Raw genomic sequence first — 20,385 nt, 5'->3', positions numbered from 1 at the left:
TCCTTGTCGCAGACTGCGATATGCCCTTTTACGGCCCGCCTGCTTGGCCTAGGGTGCCACAGCACAAACCGGAGGAAAACAATGGCTATCCAGGCCGCGCTTGCTGAGCTTTCCAACTTACTAGGACAACGGCTGAGCCTGTCCAAGTCCGATCTGGAACAACATGGCGCATCAGAGACCCATTTCCCACTGACGCCCCCTGATGCCGTCGCGTATCCCAACACGACCGAAGAAGTCAGCGAGATCGTGAAAATCTGCGCACGGTACGGCTGCCCCGTCATCGGCTGGGGGGCTGGCACCTCGCTCGAAGGACAGGCACAGGCGTTTTCCGGCGGGATTTCGGTTGATTTCCGCAACATGAACAAAATCCTGCGCCTGTCGCCCGAAGATATGGATGTGGCCGTTCAACCCGGTATTACCCGCGAAGAACTGAACACCGAATTGCGGGCCACCGGCCTGTTCTTTCCGGTCGATCCGGGGGCGAATGCCTCGATCGGGGGGATGGCGTCCACCCGCGCCAGCGGCACCACGGCGGTACGCTATGGCACGATGCGCGATAACGTACTGGGGCTAGAGGTCGTCCTGGCCGATGGCCGGATCATCCGCACCGGCACCCGCGCCCGCAAATCCAGCGCGGGCTATGATCTGACCGGGCTGTTTGTTGGCGCCGAAGGAACGCTGGGCCTGATCACCGAACTAACCCTGCGCCTACGCGGCCAGCCCGAGGCGATCACCGCCGCCGTTTGCGCCTTTGACCGGATCGAAGATGCCGTATCCGCTGTGATCGACACCATCCAGATGGGCATCCCGATGGCACGGATCGAATTTGTCGACGCCGCCACCGCCGCCGCATTTAACGCCTATTCCGGGTCAGATATGCCGGAATGCCCGCATCTGATGGTGGAATTTCACGGCTCGGAACAGGGGGTGGCCGAACAGGCCGAAACCTTTGGCGCAATTGTGGCCGACCACGGCGGCAAAGGGTTTGAATGGGCCATGAAGCCCGAAGACCGCAACGCGCTGTGGACAATGCGCCACCATGCGCATTGGGCCTGCATGGCATCGAAACCCGGCGCACGGTCAATCGTGACCGATATTTGTGTGCCGATTTCAAAGCTGGCCGAAGCCGTGAACGAAACCGCCGCCGATATCGCCGCATCCCCCATTTCCGGGCCAATTCTGGGCCATGTGGGCGATGGGAATTTTCACTCGATCCTGCTGTTTGACCCGTCCAAACCCGAAGAAGAAAAAGCAGCCGAGGATCTGGCGCATCGCATGGTGGAACGCTCCTTGGCCTTGGGGGGCACCGTCACTGGCGAACATGGCATTGGCATTGGCAAGCTGAAATATATGGATGCCGAACACGGTGCCGCGTGGGATGTCATGGGGCAGATGAAACGCGCCCTTGATCCGCAAAACATCATGAATCCGGGCAAAATGGTGCGCGGGAACTAATCCCGCCACCGAAAGCGTTTCGTAAAATACCGATCAGGGTTTTGCGAAACGCGTTATCCCGCCAGCAACGCCTTGGCCGCGCCGCGCGCTTCTTCGGTGATGGTATCGCCCGCAACCATACGGGCGATTTCGTCTATGCGTTCTGCCGCAGACAATGGCACCACGGTCGAGGTGGTCATTCCATCCGCGACCCGTTTTTCCACACGCCAGTGATGCGCCCCCAACGCCGCCACCTGCGGCGAATGGGTCACGACCAGAACCTGCCCGTCAGCCGCCAAAGCGGCCAGACGCCGCCCCACAGCATCCGCAGTTGCCCCGCCTACACCGCGATCAATCTCGTCAAAGATCATGGTCACGCCGTCTTGTTGTTGGCTCAGGCAGACCTTCAACGCCAACAGAAAACGGCTGAGTTCCCCGCCAGATGCAATTTTCGCCAGTGGGCCAGAGGGCGCACCGGGATTCGTAGCCACGGTAAAGGCAACCAGATCAACCCCTTCGGTCCCTGCATCGGTGGGCGTGATCTGGGTGTGAAACACCGCGCGTTCCATTTTCAACGGGGCCAATTCCGCAGCGACCGCCAAATCCAGCCGCTTGGCCGCTTCTTTCCGGGCCTCGGTCAGCGCCTCTGCCGCAGTGGCAAAAGCTGCCTCTGTCGCCTTTAGTTCGCTTTGCAAGCGGTGAATATCCGCGTCGCCCTGATCCAAAGCGTGCAGCTTGGTCCGCAATTCATCCGCCAATGCGCCCAGATCATCCGGCAACACGCCATGTTTGCGGGCCACCGCACGAATTGCGAACAGGCGTTCTTCGACTTCTTCCAGATCGTGCGGGTTGAACTGTAGCCCATCCAGCGCATTTTCCACGCCAGACATCGCATCCGACAATTCGGCAAAGGCCCGCCCCAGCGCGTCAATCGGCGCGTCCAGCACACCCTCGGCCTTGTCGGACACGCCTTCCAACCAGCGCAGCGCATCGCCCATCGCACCTTCGGCACCGTCTGTTCCCAGCGCATTCAGCGCCTTGGCCACGTCATCGCGTATCCGCTCCGCGCCCTGCATCATCCGGCGGCGCGTATCCAGATCGGTTTCTTCCCCCGGTTCGGGCGCCAGCTTGTCCAGCTCCTCGACCGCGTGGCGCAGGAATTCCTCTTCCTTGCGCACCTCGATCAGGGCCGCCTCGGCTACGGACAGCGCCTTGCGGCGGCGGGACATATCGCGCCACGCATCCCGCACCCGATCCTGTAACGGCGCATAGGCCCCGAACGCATCCAACAACGCGCGGTGGCCTTTGGGGTCCAGCAAACCCCGGTCATCGTGCTGACCGTGCAATTCGATCAAGGTATCGGACAGCGCCCGCAACACCTCGCCCGAGCAACGCCGGTCATTCACCCATGCGGTTTTGCGGCCATCGCGGGAATTGACCCGACGCAGGATCAGTTCATCGCCGTCCGGCAGCCCTGCCTCGGCCAGAACCCGATGGGCGGCATGGCCTTCGGGCAAATCGAACACCGCCACCACCTCGCCCTGATCGGCACCGGAGCGCACCAATTCCGCGCGTCCCCGCCAGCCCAGAACGAACCCCAGCGAATCCAGCAAAATGGATTTCCCGGCCCCGGTTTCTCCGGTCAGCACGTTCAGGCCCGGCTGGAAATCCAAATCCAGCCGGTCAATAATCAGCATATCCCGGATTTCAACGCTACGCAGCATCGGGAAACCCCATCAGATCAGAGCCATTGGCCCTTGATCATCTGACGATAGACCTTGCTCAGCCAGTTGTTGCCCTTGGGCTTCATTTCCAATCCGCGACCAGCCAGCAATTTATAGCTGTCCTGATACCATTCGGTTGACTGGAAGTTATGCCCCAAGATCGCGCCAGCGGTCTGGGCTTCGTCCGTCAGCCCCAGCGACAAATAAGACTCGACCAAACGGTGTAGCGCTTCGGCGGTGTGGCTGGTGGTTTGGAAATCTTCCACCACAACGCGGAAACGGTTGATCGCGGCGGTATAGTGATCGCGCTTCAGATAGTAGCGACCGACCTCCATTTCCTTGCCTGCCAAATGGTCAAAGGCCAGATCGAATTTCAGAATGGCCGACCGGGCGTATTCGCTGTCGGGATAGCGTTCAATCACCGCCCGCAACGCCTGCAACGCCTGAAAGGTCAGCCCTTGGTCGCGGCCAACTTCGTCAATCTGATCATAGTAGGACAGCGCCAACAGATAAGCCGCATAGGCCGCGTCATCCGATGTCGGGTAGAAGTCGATATACCGCTGTGCGGCGGCGCGGCTGTTTTCGTAATCCGTGGCCCGATGATAGGCAAAAGCCTGCATGATCAGCGCCCGTTTGGCCCAATCGGAATAGGGATACAGCCGTTCGATTTCCGAGAAGTAATGCGCGGCGCGTGCGGGTTGGCGGCGCTCCAGCTCGTATTCACCACGGCCAAAAATCTGCTCGGCCGTATAATTTTCCAAGGGCACCTGCCCGGTTTCAACTTTGTTCCCGCTGCATCCCGCCAAAACGGACGATGCCAGAATCAAACCGAAGAACCATTTCCGGGATCCACCGCCTGTCATGCCGTTATTTATCCTCGTCTGCACTTGGAACGGGGCGATTTCCCCCGCTGCTCTGACTGGTCCTAGCACAGAAATTTCCGGTGCAAAACGTCTTTGGTGGATTTCAGCACAAGGAGATGTCCACCGCGTCAGGCAACCGCAGGCATCTCGCCCAGATGAACCCCGACGCCGGGCAACCGCGCCATCATGTCGGTATCGCAAGACACCATACGGAAGGCCGTAGGATCAGCGAAAAGCGCCTTTAGCAGATCATTGGTCAGCGCGTGCCCCGCACGATAACCGATATAGCGGCCCAAAATGGGCGCACCGGCCAGCGCCAAATCCCCCAGCGCGTCCAACATCTTATGCCGCACGGGTTCATCAACATGACGCAGCCCGCCGGGGCTTAGAACCTTATCGCCTTCGACAACCACGGCATTTTCCATCGTGCCGCCAAGCGCCAGACCATTGGCGTGCATGTAATCCACATCCGCCTTGCGGCAGAAGGTCCGGCTGTCACACAGTTCACGCACAAATGATCCGTTCGCCATTTTCAGCGTCTTATCCTGCACGCCAATCGCGGCATCCTCGAAATCAATATGGAAATCAATCGTCAGGTCACGCCCTGGTTCCAAACGCGCCCAAGCATCGCCTTTGCGCACTTCGACGGGTTTCAACACTTCGATAACCCGAACCGGAATGCGCTGTCCTGTCAGACCTTTGATCAGAAACGCCCGAACAAACGGGGCTGCGCTGCCATCAAGGATTGGCACTTCGGGGCCGTCGATTTCGATAAGCGCGTTGTGAATTCCACACCCAGCCAGCGCTGCCATCACATGTTCAACGGTGGAAACGCTGATGCCCGCAGCATTTTCCAGACGGGTACATAGCGGCGACTGGTTCACCACATCCCAACGCGCAGGGATCAGGGTGTCGGCAAAAAGCACATCCGTCCGTTTGAACCAAATTCCATAATCAGCCGAGGCCGGTCGAACCGTCATGCGAACAGGTTTCCCGGAATGCAAACCCACGCCGGTAAACGTGACCGAAGATTTCAAGGTATGTTGCAAGATGTTCCCCAATGCCTTTTCGGCGATCTTTTTTGCTCTGGCATATAGATAAATGCGACAAGGAAAAGCCTCAATTCAATCTTTGTAACGCATTGAAACATCCCGGAAAGGGACTGGCGCAAACCCGCCTATTCACAGCTCAATCTCTTGTTTTAAAAAGAAAAAGCCACCCGAAAGGGTGGCTTTTCGATTGCTTTGTAACCTTAGGTCAATTCGCCTGGCGGCGCAGGAAAGCCGGGATTTCGATCCGGTCCTGTTCCGGGTCCGCTGCCGCTTTTTGCTCTTGCGGCTGAACGGCTGGCTGCTGACGCGCGGCAGCTTGCGGGGCCGCATCGTGGCCGTGTCCTGTCATCCGGTTAATCAACGAATTGATACCAAACCGGGCTTTTTCCGCCTCGACACGGGGGGCCGCAGCGGGCGTTGCCGGGGTTGCAGGACGCTGGGCCACCGGCGATTGCGCCGGACGCGCCGGGGCTTTCTGAACGGCGGCTTGCAGGCGGGCCATCGCTTCGGCTGACGGGGTGCCAGCCATCGGCGCTTTCGGCGCAACAAAGGATTCAGCGGGCGCTTCTACGGCTTCATGCTGCGGCTGGAATTCCGCGACCTGCGGGCGATAGGCGGGCGGAGGCAGATCGTCCTCTACCTCGTATTCGTCATCATAGACTTCTTGCGCTGCTACCGGCGCGGGCTTTGGAGCATCCAATTCCTGAAACAGCGAAGGTTCCGCAACGGCGGCTTGTTCTGCTGCAACGGGTTGCGCCGCGACCGGCGCCGCTTCTTTGTTATCTTCTGCGGCCACGGTCTGCTTCAAGGGTGCGGCCATCGAACGACGCGGCACCGGGACTTCCAACACAACTTCGGATGCGTCAATGCCAGTCGCCACGACCGAGACGCGCATCATGCCATCCATATCCGTGTCCAGCGTCGAACCGACGATGATGTTGGCATCCGGGTCCACCTCTTCGCGGATACGGTTGGCGGCTTCGTCCAGTTCAAACAGGGTCAGGTCATGTCCGCCGGTGATGTTGATCAGCACGCCTTTGGCGCCTTTCAGGCTGATTTCATCCAGCAGCGGGTTGGCGATGGCTTTCTCGGCGGCCTGAATGGCGCGATCTTCGCCGTTGGCTTCGCCGGTTCCCATCATGGCCTTGCCCATTTCATCCATGACCGAGCGCACGTCAGCAAAGTCAAGGTTGATCAGGCCCGGTTTCACCATCAGATCGGTCACACCTTTGACGCCCTGATACAGCACGTCATCGGCCATTGCGAAAGCTTCGGTAAAGGTGGTTTTTTCATTGGCCAGACGGAACAGGTTCTGGTTCGGAATGATGATCAGCGTATCGACCATCTTTTGCAGGGTTTCCACGCCTTCTTCGGCCTGACGCATCCGTTTTGCGCCTTCGAACTGGAACGGCTTGGTCACGACACCAACGGTCAGCACACCCAATTCACGCGCAGCCTGCGCGATGATCGGGGCAGCACCAGTGCCGGTCCCGCCGCCCATACCGGCGGTGATAAAACACATATGCGCGCCTGCCAGATGGTCGACGATTTGTTCAATGCTTTCTTCGGCAGCAGCAGCCCCAACCGAGGCACGCGCCCCCGCACCCAAACCTTCGGTGACTTTCACGCCCAGTTGAATGCGATTTTCGGCGCGGGATTGCTGCAACGCCTGCGCATCCGTGTTGGCCACAACAAAATCGACCCCAGCCAATTCCTGCTGGATCATGTTGTTGACCGCATTCCCCCCGGCCCCACCGACACCAAACACGGTGATACGAGGTTTCAGCTCATCTTGTCCGGGCATCGAAAGGTTCAAAGTCATGGATCTGTCCGCCTGATGTTTAGCCTGCCTTGCGCAGGTGATTTTTCTGCCTATTACCGGCCATTGTTACCCAGAACGCACCGGATCGTCACGTAAAAAAGCGCAAAAAAACCACAAAATATGGGCTTTTTTGCAGCGCAGCTACGCGGGATTTCGCCGAAATGGCCAGATATGGGGCTTACCAGTTATCGCGGAACCATTTGACGGCACGACGCAGCGACCGGGCGGGATAACGTTCGACCGGCAGATCGAAGTCCCACCATTCGTCCTGCGGATGCGCAGCGAACAGGCACAGCCCCACCGCCCCCGCAAAACCCGGCCCTGTTGCGGCCTGCGGCAGCCCATGCACCCGCAGGGGACGCCCTAACCGCACCTGATGCCCCAGAATGCGGCTTGCCAAGCCATCCAGCCCCGGAATCTGGCTTCCTCCCCCCGTCAGCACGATTTGCTGGCTGGGCAGATGATCGAACCCCGCCGCATCCAGTCGGGCGCGGACTTTTTCCAGAACTTCTTCGACACGCGGGCGCATGATACCGATCAGTTCGGCCCGGCTGACGCTGCGGCGGTCGTGTTCCCAATCGCCAGTATCGCCTTCCAGATCAATCATTTCACGGTCATCCATGCCGGTTGCCACGACACCGCCATAGAACGTCTTGATCCGCTCGGCCGTATTGAACGGCACGGACAACCCCATCGAGATGTCACCCGTCACATGATCCCCGCCCATCCGAACGGTATCGGCATAGATCATATGCTTTTTCATAAAGATCGACAGGCTGGTGGTGCCGCCGCCCATATCAATACAGGCCGCCCCCAGTTCTTGCTCGTCCTCGACCAGTGCCGAAACCCCCGCCACATAGGCAGACGAGGCTATGCCCGCCAATTCCAGATCACACCGTTTCACGCAATGGGCCAGATTGTGGACGGCAGTCGCCTCGACGGTCAGCATGTGCATATCGGTTGAAAGCGTCTGCCCGATTTGCCCACGCGGGTCTGACAGACCAGAACGATGATCCAGCGCGAAATTCACCGGCTGCGCGTGCAGCACTTCGCGGCCCATGCCATAATCAGGCACATCACAGGACGACAGAACCCGGCTGATATCCTGTTCGGAAACCAGATTACCCTCGACATCAATAGAACCAGCCAAGCCATAGCTACGCGGTTCGGCCCCGGCAAAGCAAGCAATCACATGATCCACCCGGATATTCGCCATTTTCTGCGCCGCCTGCACAGCGGTACGAATGGCGCGTTCGGTTTCCTGCATGGCGTCGATTTCGCCAAAACGCACGCCGCGCGACCGGGTTGTTGCCGCGCCGATCACCCGGAACCCCGCCTGCCCCGCCATCGGGCCAACGCCTTCGGTTTCTTTCAGGCGATCACTGCCATCAAAGCGCAGCACAAGACAGCCGATTTTCGAGCTGCCCACATCCAGAATAGCAATCACGCCACGCTGCATTGCCGCCTTGCGCATGTTCCGCATCGCACGCTGCGACTCGTAAAGCTCGGTCATGTCCCGTCAGTCTCCTGCACTGATCTTCTTGATCCGCCACCATTGGTCCACCGCATCCGGGTTCATCCGAATGGTTGGCCGCGCCGCGATCCGCATATCTACATGTGCCAGATCACGCGCCATCATGTCCTGCGACTGGTTCAGAACCAGCACCCGTTCCAATGCCTGCACCGGGTTATCCGCAGGCAATAAAATCCGCTGCCCGCGATCCAGAACGACATCCCAGCGCCGTTCCCCCATGCGCACAAGCCCGCGCACCCGACCCGCCACAGGGCCAGCCGCGCGGAAAAGCTGCATCGCTTCCTTTACCGCGTGTTCGGCCCCGTCACCTGCGACAACCGGCAGTTCCTTATGCGCCAGACGCGATTCCGCCTCGCCCACGTAATTGCCGTCGGCATCCAGCAGAACCAAACCCTGTGGGGACCGCCACAACACCACCGGCACGCGCTCCTTCAGATCGACCTGAAGCACCCCACCCGGCCTGATCCGCACCGAGGCATCCGCCACAGCCGGTAATTCCAGAATGGTTTCGCGGATTTCCTCCAGCGACAGATCAAAAGAACTAACCGGGAAATCAATCGAAACGATTTCCCGAATGTCGTCCGCAATCGTTGGCCCGGCCCCGTCCACCGCCATCAGCTTGACCATGAATTCAGGGCGAGATTCGATCTGTTTGCGAATGTCGGAAAAAGCCAGCCGGATATTATCCACCCGCTGTTCATCCGACAGGTAAATCGTTGCCCCGCCCAAGGCCAGGGCAAACGGCAAACCAATCCGCACCAGCCCCCGCACCAGCGGGGTCAGCATCATGCGCTGCATCCGATAGGCCAGCCGCGATGGCGCGGGATCGGCTTTGCGGCTTACCTGTTGCACGAGGCATCCTCCACCATCCAGCGGCAAAGCTGACCGAAACTGATCCCGGTTTTCGCGGCCTGTTCGGGGCTAAGCGATGTCGGCGTCATGCCCGGCTGGGTGTTGGTTTCCAACAGGATCAGCCCATCCAGCCCCCGGCTTTCGTCCCAACGGAAATCGGTCCGGCTCAGCCCACGACAGCCCAACGCCTGATGTGCCCGCAAGGCGTAGTCCATACAGGCATCGAAAATCTCTGCCGGGATGTCCGCCGGAACCACATGATACGATCCGCCCTCGGCATATTTGGCGTGATAATCATACCAACCGTCGGTCACAATATCCGTCACCGTCAAGGCCCGGTCGCCCATCACGGTTGTCGTCAGTTCCCGCCCCGGCGCATAGGTTTCCACCATCAGCAGGTCGGGCATATTTTCATTCAGGTGCGGCGGGCCGTTCGCGGCCTCTTGCACGATATACACCCCAACCGATGACCCTTCGTTATAGGGTTTCACCACATAGGGCGGCGGCATCACATGGCGGGCCTGAACGTCAGATTTCGCTGCCAGAACACTATCGACCACCGGCAGCCCGGCGGCGCGATACACCTGTTTCGTGCGCTCCTTGTCCATCGCCAGGGCCGAGGACAAAACCCCCGAATGGGTGTAGGGAATTTTCAGCCATTCCAACAAACCCTGTACACAGCCATCCTCGCCCCAGCGGCCATGCAGGGCGTTGAATACCACATCGGGTTGGATTTCGGTCAGCCGCGCGGGCAGATCGGGGCCAGCATCGACCTCGACCACTTCGAATCCTTCTCCCCTCAGCGCGGCGGCGCATTCACGTCCGGTTGACAGCGACACCTCGCGCTCGGCCGAGGGTCCGCCCATCAACACCGCCACTTTCGGGGTTGTCCTGCTCGACATACCCACTTTGTGCCTCAATGTTCCAAGCCGTTGATACGGCCCATGTTTCTGCTTCTGATGGCCCATCTTTTGCGGGCCTGATATGGGGCGCTCCGCCCCTTTATTCCGGCGCCGGTTCACCGACGCGCATGATTTCCCACTGTAGCGTGATCCCGCAGGAATCGTAAACCTTTTTTCGCACGTCTTCTCCCAATCCTTCCAGATCGGCAGCCGTTGCCGCCCCCGTATTGATCAGGAAATTCGAGTGTTTTTCGCTCATCTGTGCGCCACCGCGTCGCGTCCCGCGCATCCCGGCGTCGTCAATCACCTTCCACGCCTTCAGATCATGCACATCATCGGCGCGCCCTGTGCTGGAAAACCCCGCCGGATTGCGGAACGTGCTGCCCGCGCTGCGGTCTTTCGTGGGCTGGGTCGCGTCCCGCTTGGCAAGCTGATCTTCCATCCGCGCGGCCAGTTCCGCCGGATCGCCAGCCGGGGCCTCGAACGTGGCTTCGACCAAAACCATGCCTTCGGGTAAATCGGTCTGGCGGTACTGAAACCCCAGATCAGAGGCGTTCAATGTCACCAGCGCCCCGTCCCGCGTCACGGCCTTGGCCTCAACGAACACATCAGCGGTATAAGACCCGTAGCACCCCGCATTCATCCGCACCGCGCCGCCAATGCTGCCGGGGATGGTGCGCAAAAATGTCAGGTCGACACCCGCTTCCGCCGCCTTGCGGGCTACATGCGCATCCAGCGCCGCCGCCCCCGCCGTCACGCGGTTGCCCTGAACCGTGATCGCATTGAACCCACGCCCCAGACGGATCACCACCGCCCGCAGCCCCCCATCCCGCACGATCAGGTTAGACCCAACCCCCATCGGGAACACAGTCACATCCGGGTCCAGCGCGGCCAGAAACGCTTGTAAATCCTGCACATCGGCAGGCTGGAACAGCCAATCCGCCGGGCCACCCACGCGCAACCACGTCAGATCGGACAGCGGTCTTTGGGGCGTCAGCCGCCCCCGCACCTCAGGCATCTGCATCTTTCGCCTTTCCCCCGCGTTTGATCCAACGGAACAGGTAAATCACGGGCCAGCGCAACACCGACATCGCCGCCGCCATCACCAGCAACCCGACCCAAGGCCCATGCTGATAAACCACCGCGCCCAGAATGGGAATCCCCACAGCAATCAACCCATAGGCAAACGGCCAATGATTCCGGCGGCTGGGGAACATCGCGCCCAGATTGGCCCCCACGAACCAAACGCAGGCCAAGGTCAATGGCCACGTCATCCCAATATCCCCGTCGTCATCAACAGCGCCCCCAACGCCAGAACCAACCCCACCACAGGCATCGCCATCGGAACGGTAAAGGCCGCCTTGGGCTGATCCCGTTTCACCATGATCAGCGCCGCATTCACCAGCACGAACACCCCCAGCAACAGGGCCGAGGTCGCCCCCGCCAATGTCGCCACAGGCAAGGCCAGCGCCCCATAGATCACCGCCACCCCCAGCAACAGCGTTGCCAGAACCGGGGTGCCGAACCGTGGATGCGCATGATGGAACACCCGCAACAGGATGGATCGTTTGCCCAGCCCAAACAGCACCCGGCTAGCCATGACGATCTGCGCCAGAACCCCGTTCAACGCCGCCACCGCCGCAATCAGCACGAAAAAAGAACTGTTCCCCCCGATCCCGGCATCCCAGACCAATACAAGGGGCTGCTCCGAAGCGGCCAATTCCTCCAACGGGACGGCACGCACCGCCGCCACCGCGACAGCCCCGTAAATCAGGCTGGTCAGGATCAGCGACAACAGGATGGCCCGCGGCACGACACGTTCGGGGCGCTCGACCTCTTCGGCCATGTTTACGATGTCCTCGAACCCAATAAAAGCGAAAAAGGCCAGAACCGCCCCCGCCCCGATCCCGGACCACAGCGGCACATCGGGCATGGTGAAATCCGGTGACACCGGCGCCACCGATCCGGCGAAAACGACCAACCCCAACCCTGCCAGTTCAGCTACGGTGAACAGCGCGGCCAAGGCCATGCTTTCCAGAACCCCCAGAACAGCAACCAACGTCAGCAACACGCCGCCCGCAACCACGGCCCACTCCAGCGGCACATCGACAGCCGCCGTCAGATAGCCCATGCCCCCACGCAGCACCGCCGCCGCTGATATTGTTCCGGCAGCGACAATGGCCAGCCCTACCAGCACAGCGATAAAAGGCAGCTTCAGCCCTTGGGCAACATAGGCCGCTTCGCCTGCGGCTTCGGGGATGCGGGCGGAAAATTCGGCGTAGCTCAGCGCCGTGGGCGCGGCGACCAGACCCGCAATCAAAAAGGATACCGGCGCCCAAACCCCGGCCTCGGCAGCGACGGCCCCGACCAGCACATAAATCCCCGCGCCGACCATGACGCCCACGCCATAGGCGGTCAGCAGTCCCAGACCAATCCGGCGTTTTAGTTCCTGCGCCACGCCCGCCCCTTTCATCTTGCCGAAAATACTCATCTGCGCCAACAGATCAGCCCGCCATAGGGTCAAAATCAAGCCCGGACCGCCCAGCAAGCGCCCTTTTGCAGCACTCAGACGGTTTTCAGACGCTCTGGCAGGTTATGCGCCCATGCGCTGATCGTCCCGGCCCCCAGACATACCACAATATCGCCCGGTTTGGCCTGCTCACGCACCAGCCGTTCCAGATCGTCCTCGGTCAGGATGGCGCTGGCGTGGCGATGACCGTGGCGGATCAGCCCGGCCACCAGATCATCACGGGTAGCCCCCTCGATCGGGGCTTCACCTGCGGCGTAAACTTCGGCAATGCCTACAACATCGGCATCGTTGAAACAGGCACAGAAATCATCGAACAGCGAATGCAACCGGGTATAGCGGTGCGGCTGATGTACAGCGATCACGCGGCCTTCGCTGGCCTGACGGGCGGCTTTCAGCACAGCAGCAATTTCTACCGGGTGGTGGCCGTAATCGTCGATGATGGTGACACCATTCACTTCGCCCACCTTGGTAAAGCGCCGGTTCACCCCACCGAACGCCGCCAATGCGGCGCGGATTTCCTCGGCTTTCATGCCCAGATGGCGGGCCACCGCAACAGCCGCCAGCGCGTTGGAGACGTTGTGATCCCCCGGCATCGGCAGGCTGCAATCTTCGATCTTGATCCCTTCGGCCTGAAGCAGAATATCGAAATGCGCCACACCCTTTTTATAGGTCAGGTTGGCCGCGCGCACATCCGCCTGCGCGTTGAACCCAAATGTCACAACGCGGCGATCCGTAATTTTTCCCACCAGCGCCTGAACTTCGGGGTGGTCAGTGCAGCACACGGCCAGCCCGTAGAACGGGATGTTGGACACGAAATCCAGAAACCCCTTGCGCAGGTTTTCAATCGTCCCCCAATGTTCCATGTGTTCGGGGTCGATATTGGTGACAATCGCAATCGTCGCAGGCAGCCGGTTAAAGGTGCCGTCGCTTTCATCCGCTTCGACCACCATCCATTCGCCTTCGCCCATCCGGGCGTTGGACCCATAGGCATGAATGATCCCGCCATTGATCACGGTCGGGTCCACCCCGCCCGCATCCAGCAGCGTCGCCACCATCGTCGTGGTGGTCGTCTTGCCATGCGTTCCGGCCACGGCGATATTGGATTTCAGGCGCATCAGTTCGGCCAGCATTTCCGCCCGGCGCACAACGGGCAGGCCCAAACGGCGGGCCTCGTCCAGTTCCGGATTGCCCGGCTTGATGGCGCTGGAAATCACGATCACTTCGGCCCCGGCCAGATTTTCAGCCCGCTGCCCCTCGAAGACAGTGGCCCCCATCCCGGCCAGACGGTCGGTGATCTTGCTGGTTTTCAGGTCACTGCCCTGCACGCTGTAACCGTGGTTCAGCAGCACTTCGGCGATGCCGGACATGCCAATGCCACCGATCCCCACAAAATGAATCGGGCCTACATCGGTGGGCAGCTTGGTTGCAGCGTTCATGTCGTCAGTCCTTCTTTGCCAGCGCCTCGACCATGCTGACCAGTTCCTGTGTCGCTTCGGGTTTACCGCAGCTAAGCGCGGCATGGGCCATCATCTGCGCCCCCCGAGGATTGGTCAGCACCGCAGCTATTTGCTCTGCCAGCGTAGAAACCTCAAGCCGGTTTTCCGGGATCAGGATCGCCGCCCCGGCGTCAACCAGCCCACGGGCATTGGCGGTCTGGTGGTCCCCCGTCGCCGCCGCGAACGGCACAAGGATGGAAGGCCGCCCAATCACCGAAATATCCGCCACGCTGGACGCGCCCGACCGCGAGATCACCAATTGCGCCTCGCTCATCCGTGCGGGAACATCATTGAAAAACGGCTGCACATCCGCCGCGATCCCGTGATCTGCATAAAACCGGGTGACACGTTCGTGATCTTCGTCCCGCGCCTGATGGCTAACGCGGATATATTGCAACAGATCCGGCGGCAGGGCCGCAATCGCGCCCGGCACCACATCCGACAGGATGCGCGCCCCCTGCGATCCGCCCATCACAAGGATCGACATCGGGTATTCCCCCGGCGTGATATAGGCCGCCCCCGCACGATCATGCACGGCCTTGCGCACGGGGTTGCCGGTATGCACACCCTCGACCCCTTCGGGCAGGGTGGTCGGCCATGTTCCACAGGCCACGACATCTACGCGCTTGGCAAAAATCTGGTTCACCCGGCCCAGAATACCGTTCTGTTCATGGATCATCCGGGGCAGTCGCAACAGCGTTGCCGCCCCGATGGCCGGGATTGACGGATAGCCACCAAACCCCACCACGGCCACGGGCTTGTCCCGCGTCATGCGCAGGGTCATCCCCAACACGCCGCCCAGTACGCGGAACGGCACCGCCAGCTTTGCCAGCGCCCCCCCACGGGCAAAGGTCGCGCTGGAGACCTGTTCGATCTCTACCGTATGCGGAAACCCGCCGGTATAGCGCGCGCCGCGCGCATCGGTGGACAGCTTCACCCGCCAGCCCTTGCGCAGCATCGCCTCGGCCAAGGCTTGCGCGGGGAACATATGGCCGCCAGTCCCCCCGGCGGCAATGATCAGCAACGGCTGATTGGTCATCTGAAACGTCCCCGCAGAATATCCCCGATTTCGCCTTGGGGGCGGGTTCGGGTGAACGCCAGCAACATGCCCACGGCAATCCCCCCCGCAATCAGGGACGAGCCACCATAGCTGACAAAGGGCAACGTCATACCCTTGGCGGGCAGCAGGCGCACAGCCACGCCCATGTTGATCATGGCCTGCACCCCGAACATCGCCGCCAGCCCGGTTCCGGCCAAACGGATGAACGGATCACGTTCCCGCATCAGGCGGAAAAACGACCGCACCACGATGATCATATACAACACCAGAATCAGCAGAACCAAAATCAGCCCGTATTCTTCGGCGGCCACCGCGATGATGAAATCCGTATGCGCATCGGGCAGTGACCATTTCACTTCGCCCTCGCCCACGCCGACACCGAAAAACCCGCCTTCCTGAATGGCATTGGTGGCATAGCCCAATTGCGTGCGCGGGTCGATGTCCGGGGACAGAAAGCCATCAATCCGGCGCGCGAAGTGCTGGGAATTGTTATAGGCGAAGGTTCCGGCCAATACCGCCATTCCCGCCATGCCCACCAACAGCACAATCGGCGCACCGGCCACGAAATACATCACGCCCCAGCCAAACAGCACCAGCGATGCCTGCCCGAAATCCGGCTGCAAGGCCAGAATGGTCACGATCACAATCGCCAGAAAAAAGGACCACAACCGCCCCGGCGGGCCGTTGATTTCCTGTGCGGCGGCCATCAGCCAGGCCGCCACGATCACAAAGGCAGGCTTCAGAAATTCAGACGGCTGAACCGAGGCAAACCCCAAACTATACCAACGGGTTGCGCCCTTTCCGAAATCGGTGCCAAGGAACGGCAATCCCAACAGCGCGATGAACGTGGCGATGAATCCAATCACCGCCAGACGCCGTACCATGATCGGCCCCATCATCGACGTGACCAGCATCACCGTCATAGCAACACCACCGAAAAACGCCTGTCGCTGCACATAATGGAACGGCTGGAAACCATTCTTTTCCGCCAGTGGCGGCGAAGCGGCCAACCCCAGCAAAAGCCCCACCCCGAACAGGATCAGGATGCAGGACATCGACCATTTGTCGATTGTCCTCCACCATTTGGGAAGTACGGGTTCGCTTTCCCGCACGGGAACCGAACCATAGACCATTTCCGTCATGGGATACCGCCGTTTCTGCCTCTGCCTGCCCCTTTTGCGGGGTCTGTTGCCCGAAGTTTACCGAAACATGCCGCATCGTGCCAGCGTTAAAAAACAGGTGTCAGCAAGCCCTTGCCAATGGCGCGGAACTCAGGCACCCCCGGCATATGGAATATGATACGCTGATCCTTGGGGCCGGTGCGGCCGGTTTGATGTGCGCGGCCCATGCGGGCGGGCGCTGTCTGGTGCTGGATCACGCCAAGGCCGCAGGCGAAAAAATCCGCATTTCCGGGGGTGGGCGCTGCAATTTCACCAATATGTATGCCGAACCGGGGAATTTCCTGTCTGCCAATCCACATTTCGTAAAATCGGCGCTGGCGCGATATACGCAGTGGGATTTTCTGGATCTGGTGAACCGCCACGGCATCGCATGGCATGAAAAGACGCTGGGGCAGTTGTTCTGCGATGGTTCGGCCAAGCAAATCGTGGCGATGCTGATGGACGAAGCCGCCAAAGCCGATGCCGCCGTCTGGCTGGAGGCCGGGATTGTCGAGGTTGCCCAAGACGACATCGGCTTTCTCGTGGTCACGGAACGCGCCGGAAAACGCCGCACTGTCCGCGCGCAAAATCTGGTCATCGCCACCGGCGGCAAATCCATCCCCAAAATGGGCGCGACCGGGCTGGCCTATGACATTGCGAAACAATTCGGGCTGTCCGTCACCGAAACCCGCCCCGGTCTGGTGCCGCTGACATTCGCCGAAAAACGCTTTGCCGCGCTTGCCGGGCTGTCATTGCCAGCGCAGGTATCCGCGGGCGGCGCCAACTTTGACGAAGGCTTGTTATTCACCCATCGCGGCTTGTCCGGCCCCGCGATTTTACAAGCGTCATCCTATTGGCACGAGGGAGAGCGGATTACAGTCAATCTGCTGCCTTCAGTCGACGCGTTCGCGGCACTGAAAGCACAGCGACAAGCTGCGGGGCGGCGCAATTTGGGTACGGTTCTGGCACAGATGATGCCAGCCAGACTGGCCGATTTCATCGTTCAGGACTGGGGGCTAAGCGGCAATCTGGCGGATCAGTCCGATGCTGCTTTGCGCGATCTGGCAAACCGTTTGCACGATTGGGATTTGCTGCCCGCAGGGTCCGAAGGCTATCGCACCGCCGAAGTCACACTGGGCGGGGTGGATACGGCGGGGCTGAATTCCGCAACGATGGAAGCCAAAACCGTTCAGGGGCTTTATTTCATCGGGGAAGCGGTGGATGTCACCGGCTGGCTGGGCGGGTTCAATTTCCAATGGGCATGGTCATCGGGCTGGGCCGCAGGCACCGCGATCAAGGCCCGGATGCGAGGGATACCACAGGCCTGACCCCGCGCCGGGATCAGGCGCCCCCCAGCGCCGCGCGAACGCGAGCCGTGAAATCGTCGCCGCGTTGCTCAAAATTATCGTATTGGTCGAAACTGGCCGCCGCAGGCGCCAGAAGAACGGTATCGCCCTCCTCGGCCTCAGCCATCGCATGGGTCACAGCGGTTTCCATGTCGGTGCAAATCTCGGCCTCGACCCCGGTCAGTTGCAGCGCGAAATGCGCCGCCTCGCGCCCGATCACATAGGCCTTCTTCACTGATCCCAGCGCATCCAACAAGCCGCCCAGACCGCCCTCTTTTTCCAGCCCGCCACAAATCCAGCGGATGTTATCAAAGGCACACAAGGCTTTGGCCGCGCTGTCCACATTGGTGGCTTTGCTGTCATTGACATAACGCACCCCGCCCGCCTGCGCGATGGTCTGGCTGCGGTGTGGCAGACCGCCAAAGCTGTGGAACGCATCCTCGATCACACGCGGGGACAGGCCCAGCGTGCGGCACGCAGCATAGGCGGCACAGGCGTTTTGATGGTTATGCGCCCCCGGCAAGCCCTGCACCCCGCGCAGATCAATAGACGCGGCCTGCCGTCCCTTGCGATATTCTGACAAGAACCCCTTGCGGGCAAAAACCTGCCAGCCCGGCCCGGTCAGCTTTTGATCAGCCGAAACACGGATCACCCGATCGTCAGCCGCCCCTTCGGACAGTTGGTTCGCCAGATAGCGGCCTTCGTTTTCATCCACGCCGATCACGGCACGGTCTGGCCCACCTTCGGCGAACAGGCGGCGTTTGGCTGCGAAATAGCCCCCCATGCCGCCGTGGCGGTCCAGATGATCCGGCGACAGGTTGGTAAACACCGCCACATCCGGCGTCAGGGCGCGGGCCAGATCGGTTTGATAGCTGGACAGTTCCAACACAACAACGCCGCCATCTTCGGGCGGGTCGATGTCCAGCACGCCGCGCCCGATATTCCCCGCCAGTTGCGCGGGTTTGCCCGCTTCGGTCAGGATATGATGGATCAACGCCGAGGTGGTGGATTTCCCATTCGATCCCGTCACGGCAATGACACGGGGGGGCGTATCGTGTTCGGCCCAATCCGCTGTGGCGAAAGACCGGAAAAACAGACCAATATCATTGTCCACCGGCACACCGGCCGCCCAGGCGGCGGCAATCACGCGGTTAGGGTCCGGGTACAGATGCGGGATGCCGGGGCTGACGATCAGGCTGGCAATGTCGTCGAACGCGCCATGTTTCAGCAAATCAGCGGTGACGAACCCTTCGGCCTCGGCCTTTTCGCGGGCGGCGGGGTTGTCGTCCCAACACACCGGGATCGCGCCACCGGCCTGCAAGGCGCGGGCCGTTGCCAACCCCGAACGCCCCAGCCCCAGAACGGCAACCTTTGCGCCAGCGAAACCTTGTACCGGGATCATTCTATCTCTCCACGCGCGGGGCGTCCGAAACCGGAACGCCGCCGCCTGTTCTTTCTTGGTTCAAATATCCATTGCGCAGCACCGCCACGGGCGCAAGCGCCAATGGATCAGCGCACCTTCAGCGTGGCCAGCCCGATCATGGCAAGGATCAGTGCAATAATCCAAAAACGGATCACGATCTGCGGTTCGGCCCAGCCCTTTTTTTCGTAGTGGTGGTGGATCGGGGCCATCAGGAACACGCGTTTGCCGGTGCGTTTGAAGTAAAGCACCTGAATGATCACGCTCAATGCCTCGACCACGAACAACCCGCCAACGATGGCCAGCACGATTTCGTGTTTGGTGGCAACAGCAATCGCCCCCAAGGCACCGCCCAACGCCAGTGATCCGGTATCCCCCATGAACACAGCCGCAGGCGGCGCGTTATACCACAGGAAGCCAAGACCGCCGCCCACCAGCCCGGCCACGAAGATCAGGATTTCACCCGTGCCGGGGACATAATGCACCTCTAGGTATTCGGTGAAATCGACCCGGCCCACGGCATAGGCGATCACCCCCAGCGTGGCGCTGGCAATCATCACCGGCATAATCGCCAGCCCGTCCAGACCATCGGTCAGATTCACAGCATTTGCCGCACCGACGATCACGATCATGGAAAACGGAATGAACAACACGCCCAGATTGATCAGGGTATTTTTGAAAATCGGCAGGGCCAGTTGATATTGCAGCGCCTCGGGGTGGTAGGACGCCGCCCAGAACCCGGCAATCCCGGCAATCAGAAACCCCAGCGCCAAACGTACCTTGCCCGGTACGCCATTGGTGTTTTGTTTGGACACTTTGGCATAATCATCGGCGAACCCGATCAGCCCAAAGGACATGGTGACAAACAGAACCAGCCAGACAAAGGGATTATCCAGCCGCGCCCAAAGCAGCGTCGACACCACCAGCGCCGACAGGATCAACAGCCCGCCCATCGTGGGGGTTCCTGCCTTGGCAAAATGGCCTTCGGGGCCGTCATCGCGGATCGGCTGGCCCTTGCCCTGTTTGCGGCGCAAGACGTTGATCAAAGGCTGACCAAAGATAAAGCCAAAAATCAACGCCGTCATAAACGCCCCGCCAGACCGGAAGGTGATGTAGCGAAACAGGTTAAAGATGTCGCCACCATCTGACAGCTCGGTCAGCCAATAGAGCATATATTCAGTCCTTCCAGT

Annotated in this window: 17 protein-coding genes; 2 read left to right on the top strand and 15 right to left on the bottom strand. The window is 60.5% G+C overall.

Annotated elements, in window-relative coordinates:
* Window positions 1-81: 81 nt before the first annotated feature.
* Window positions 82-1,455 (top strand): FAD-binding oxidoreductase, encoded by a 1,374-nt coding sequence (locus FN828_RS02930; RefSeq protein WP_142491894.1) that lies wholly within the window; start codon window positions 82-84, stop codon window positions 1,453-1,455.
* Window positions 1,456-1,508: 53 nt separating this feature from the next.
* Here FN828_RS02930 and recN read toward each other — a convergent pair whose 3' ends face one another.
* From recN to ftsW, 13 genes are all read right to left on the bottom strand, one after another.
* Window positions 1,509-3,158, bottom strand: a complete 1,650-nt coding sequence (recN, locus tag FN828_RS02925) for a DNA repair protein RecN (protein ID WP_142491893.1) — start codon at window positions 3,156-3,158, stop codon at window positions 1,509-1,511.
* Window positions 3,159-3,175: 17 nt separating this feature from the next.
* Window positions 3,176-4,021, bottom strand: coding sequence for an outer membrane protein assembly factor BamD (locus FN828_RS02920; RefSeq protein ID WP_142491892.1), 846 nt, complete (start codon window positions 4,019-4,021; stop codon window positions 3,176-3,178).
* A 128-nt stretch (window positions 4,022-4,149) separates the two neighbouring features.
* Complete coding sequence (lpxC, locus tag FN828_RS02915) at window positions 4,150-5,070, bottom strand: UDP-3-O-acyl-N-acetylglucosamine deacetylase (RefSeq protein WP_142491891.1); 921 nt, start codon at window positions 5,068-5,070, stop codon at window positions 4,150-4,152.
* Window positions 5,071-5,278: 208 nt separating this feature from the next.
* A complete protein-coding gene (gene ftsZ, locus FN828_RS02910) occupies window positions 5,279-6,895 on the bottom strand; it encodes a cell division protein FtsZ (protein WP_142491890.1) in 1,617 nt (538 codons plus the stop codon).
* 178 nt (window positions 6,896-7,073) lie between these two features.
* Window positions 7,074-8,408, bottom strand: a complete 1,335-nt coding sequence (gene ftsA, locus FN828_RS02905; RefSeq protein WP_142491889.1) for a cell division protein FtsA — start codon at window positions 8,406-8,408, stop codon at window positions 7,074-7,076.
* 6 nt (window positions 8,409-8,414) lie between these two features.
* Window positions 8,415-9,281, bottom strand: a complete 867-nt coding sequence (locus tag FN828_RS02900; protein ID WP_235891382.1) for a cell division protein FtsQ/DivIB — start codon at window positions 9,279-9,281, stop codon at window positions 8,415-8,417.
* Entirely contained in the window at window positions 9,269-10,183 is a 915-nt protein-coding gene (locus FN828_RS02895; protein ID WP_185958914.1) for a D-alanine--D-alanine ligase, read from the bottom strand. The genes FN828_RS02900 and FN828_RS02895 overlap by 13 nt, the downstream gene beginning before the upstream one ends.
* A 100-nt stretch (window positions 10,184-10,283) precedes the next feature.
* The gene (murB, locus tag FN828_RS02890; protein ID WP_142491888.1) at window positions 10,284-11,207 is read right to left on the bottom strand and encodes a UDP-N-acetylmuramate dehydrogenase; all 924 of its coding nucleotides are present in this window, start codon (window positions 11,205-11,207) and stop codon (window positions 10,284-10,286) included.
* Window positions 11,194-11,457 carry a DUF2484 family protein gene (locus FN828_RS02885; protein WP_142491887.1) on the bottom strand — a complete coding sequence of 88 codons (264 nt, stop codon included), beginning with the start codon at window positions 11,455-11,457 and terminating at the stop codon, window positions 11,194-11,196. Before FN828_RS02885 ends, murB begins: the two co-directional genes overlap by 14 nt.
* The gene (locus FN828_RS02880) at window positions 11,454-12,713 is read right to left on the bottom strand and encodes an APC family permease (RefSeq protein ID WP_328592200.1); all 1,260 of its coding nucleotides are present in this window, start codon (window positions 12,711-12,713) and stop codon (window positions 11,454-11,456) included. The genes FN828_RS02885 and FN828_RS02880 overlap by 4 nt, the downstream gene beginning before the upstream one ends.
* A 35-nt stretch (window positions 12,714-12,748) precedes the next feature.
* Entirely contained in the window at window positions 12,749-14,149 is a 1,401-nt protein-coding gene (murC, locus tag FN828_RS02875) for a UDP-N-acetylmuramate--L-alanine ligase (protein WP_142491886.1), read from the bottom strand.
* A gap of 4 nt (window positions 14,150-14,153) precedes the next feature.
* Window positions 14,154-15,248: a UDP-N-acetylglucosamine--N-acetylmuramyl-(pentapeptide) pyrophosphoryl-undecaprenol N-acetylglucosamine transferase gene (locus tag FN828_RS02870; RefSeq protein ID WP_142491885.1), complete on the bottom strand. Its 1,095-nt coding sequence runs from the start codon at window positions 15,246-15,248 to the stop codon at window positions 14,154-14,156.
* On the bottom strand, window positions 15,245-16,411 hold the full coding sequence (gene ftsW, locus FN828_RS02865; protein ID WP_142491884.1) for a putative lipid II flippase FtsW: 1,167 nt from the start codon (window positions 16,409-16,411) through the stop codon (window positions 15,245-15,247). Before ftsW ends, FN828_RS02870 begins: the two co-directional genes overlap by 4 nt.
* A gap of 146 nt (window positions 16,412-16,557) precedes the next feature.
* Between ftsW and FN828_RS02860 the strand changes: the two genes are divergently transcribed.
* The gene (locus tag FN828_RS02860; protein ID WP_142491883.1) at window positions 16,558-17,757 is read left to right on the top strand and encodes a BaiN/RdsA family NAD(P)/FAD-dependent oxidoreductase; all 1,200 of its coding nucleotides are present in this window, start codon (window positions 16,558-16,560) and stop codon (window positions 17,755-17,757) included.
* Between the two features lie 13 nt (window positions 17,758-17,770).
* Here the strand turns inward: FN828_RS02860 and murD are convergent, their stop codons facing one another.
* Together murD and mraY are read right to left on the bottom strand one after the other, a co-directional pair.
* A complete protein-coding gene (gene murD / locus FN828_RS02855) occupies window positions 17,771-19,177 on the bottom strand; it encodes a UDP-N-acetylmuramoyl-L-alanine--D-glutamate ligase (protein ID WP_142491882.1) in 1,407 nt (468 codons plus the stop codon).
* Between the two features lie 107 nt (window positions 19,178-19,284).
* Window positions 19,285-20,367 carry a phospho-N-acetylmuramoyl-pentapeptide-transferase gene (mraY, locus tag FN828_RS02850; protein WP_142491881.1) on the bottom strand — a complete coding sequence of 361 codons (1,083 nt, stop codon included), beginning with the start codon at window positions 20,365-20,367 and terminating at the stop codon, window positions 19,285-19,287.
* Window positions 20,368-20,385: the final 18 nt, after the last annotated feature.

The sequence above is a fragment of the Thalassovita litoralis genome, from assembly GCF_900182725.1.
GTDB lineage: Bacteria > Pseudomonadota > Alphaproteobacteria > Rhodobacterales > Rhodobacteraceae > Thalassobius > Thalassobius litoralis.
Note: the sequence above shows the minus strand (reverse complement) of the source record. Positions and strands in the feature narration are given on the sequence as shown.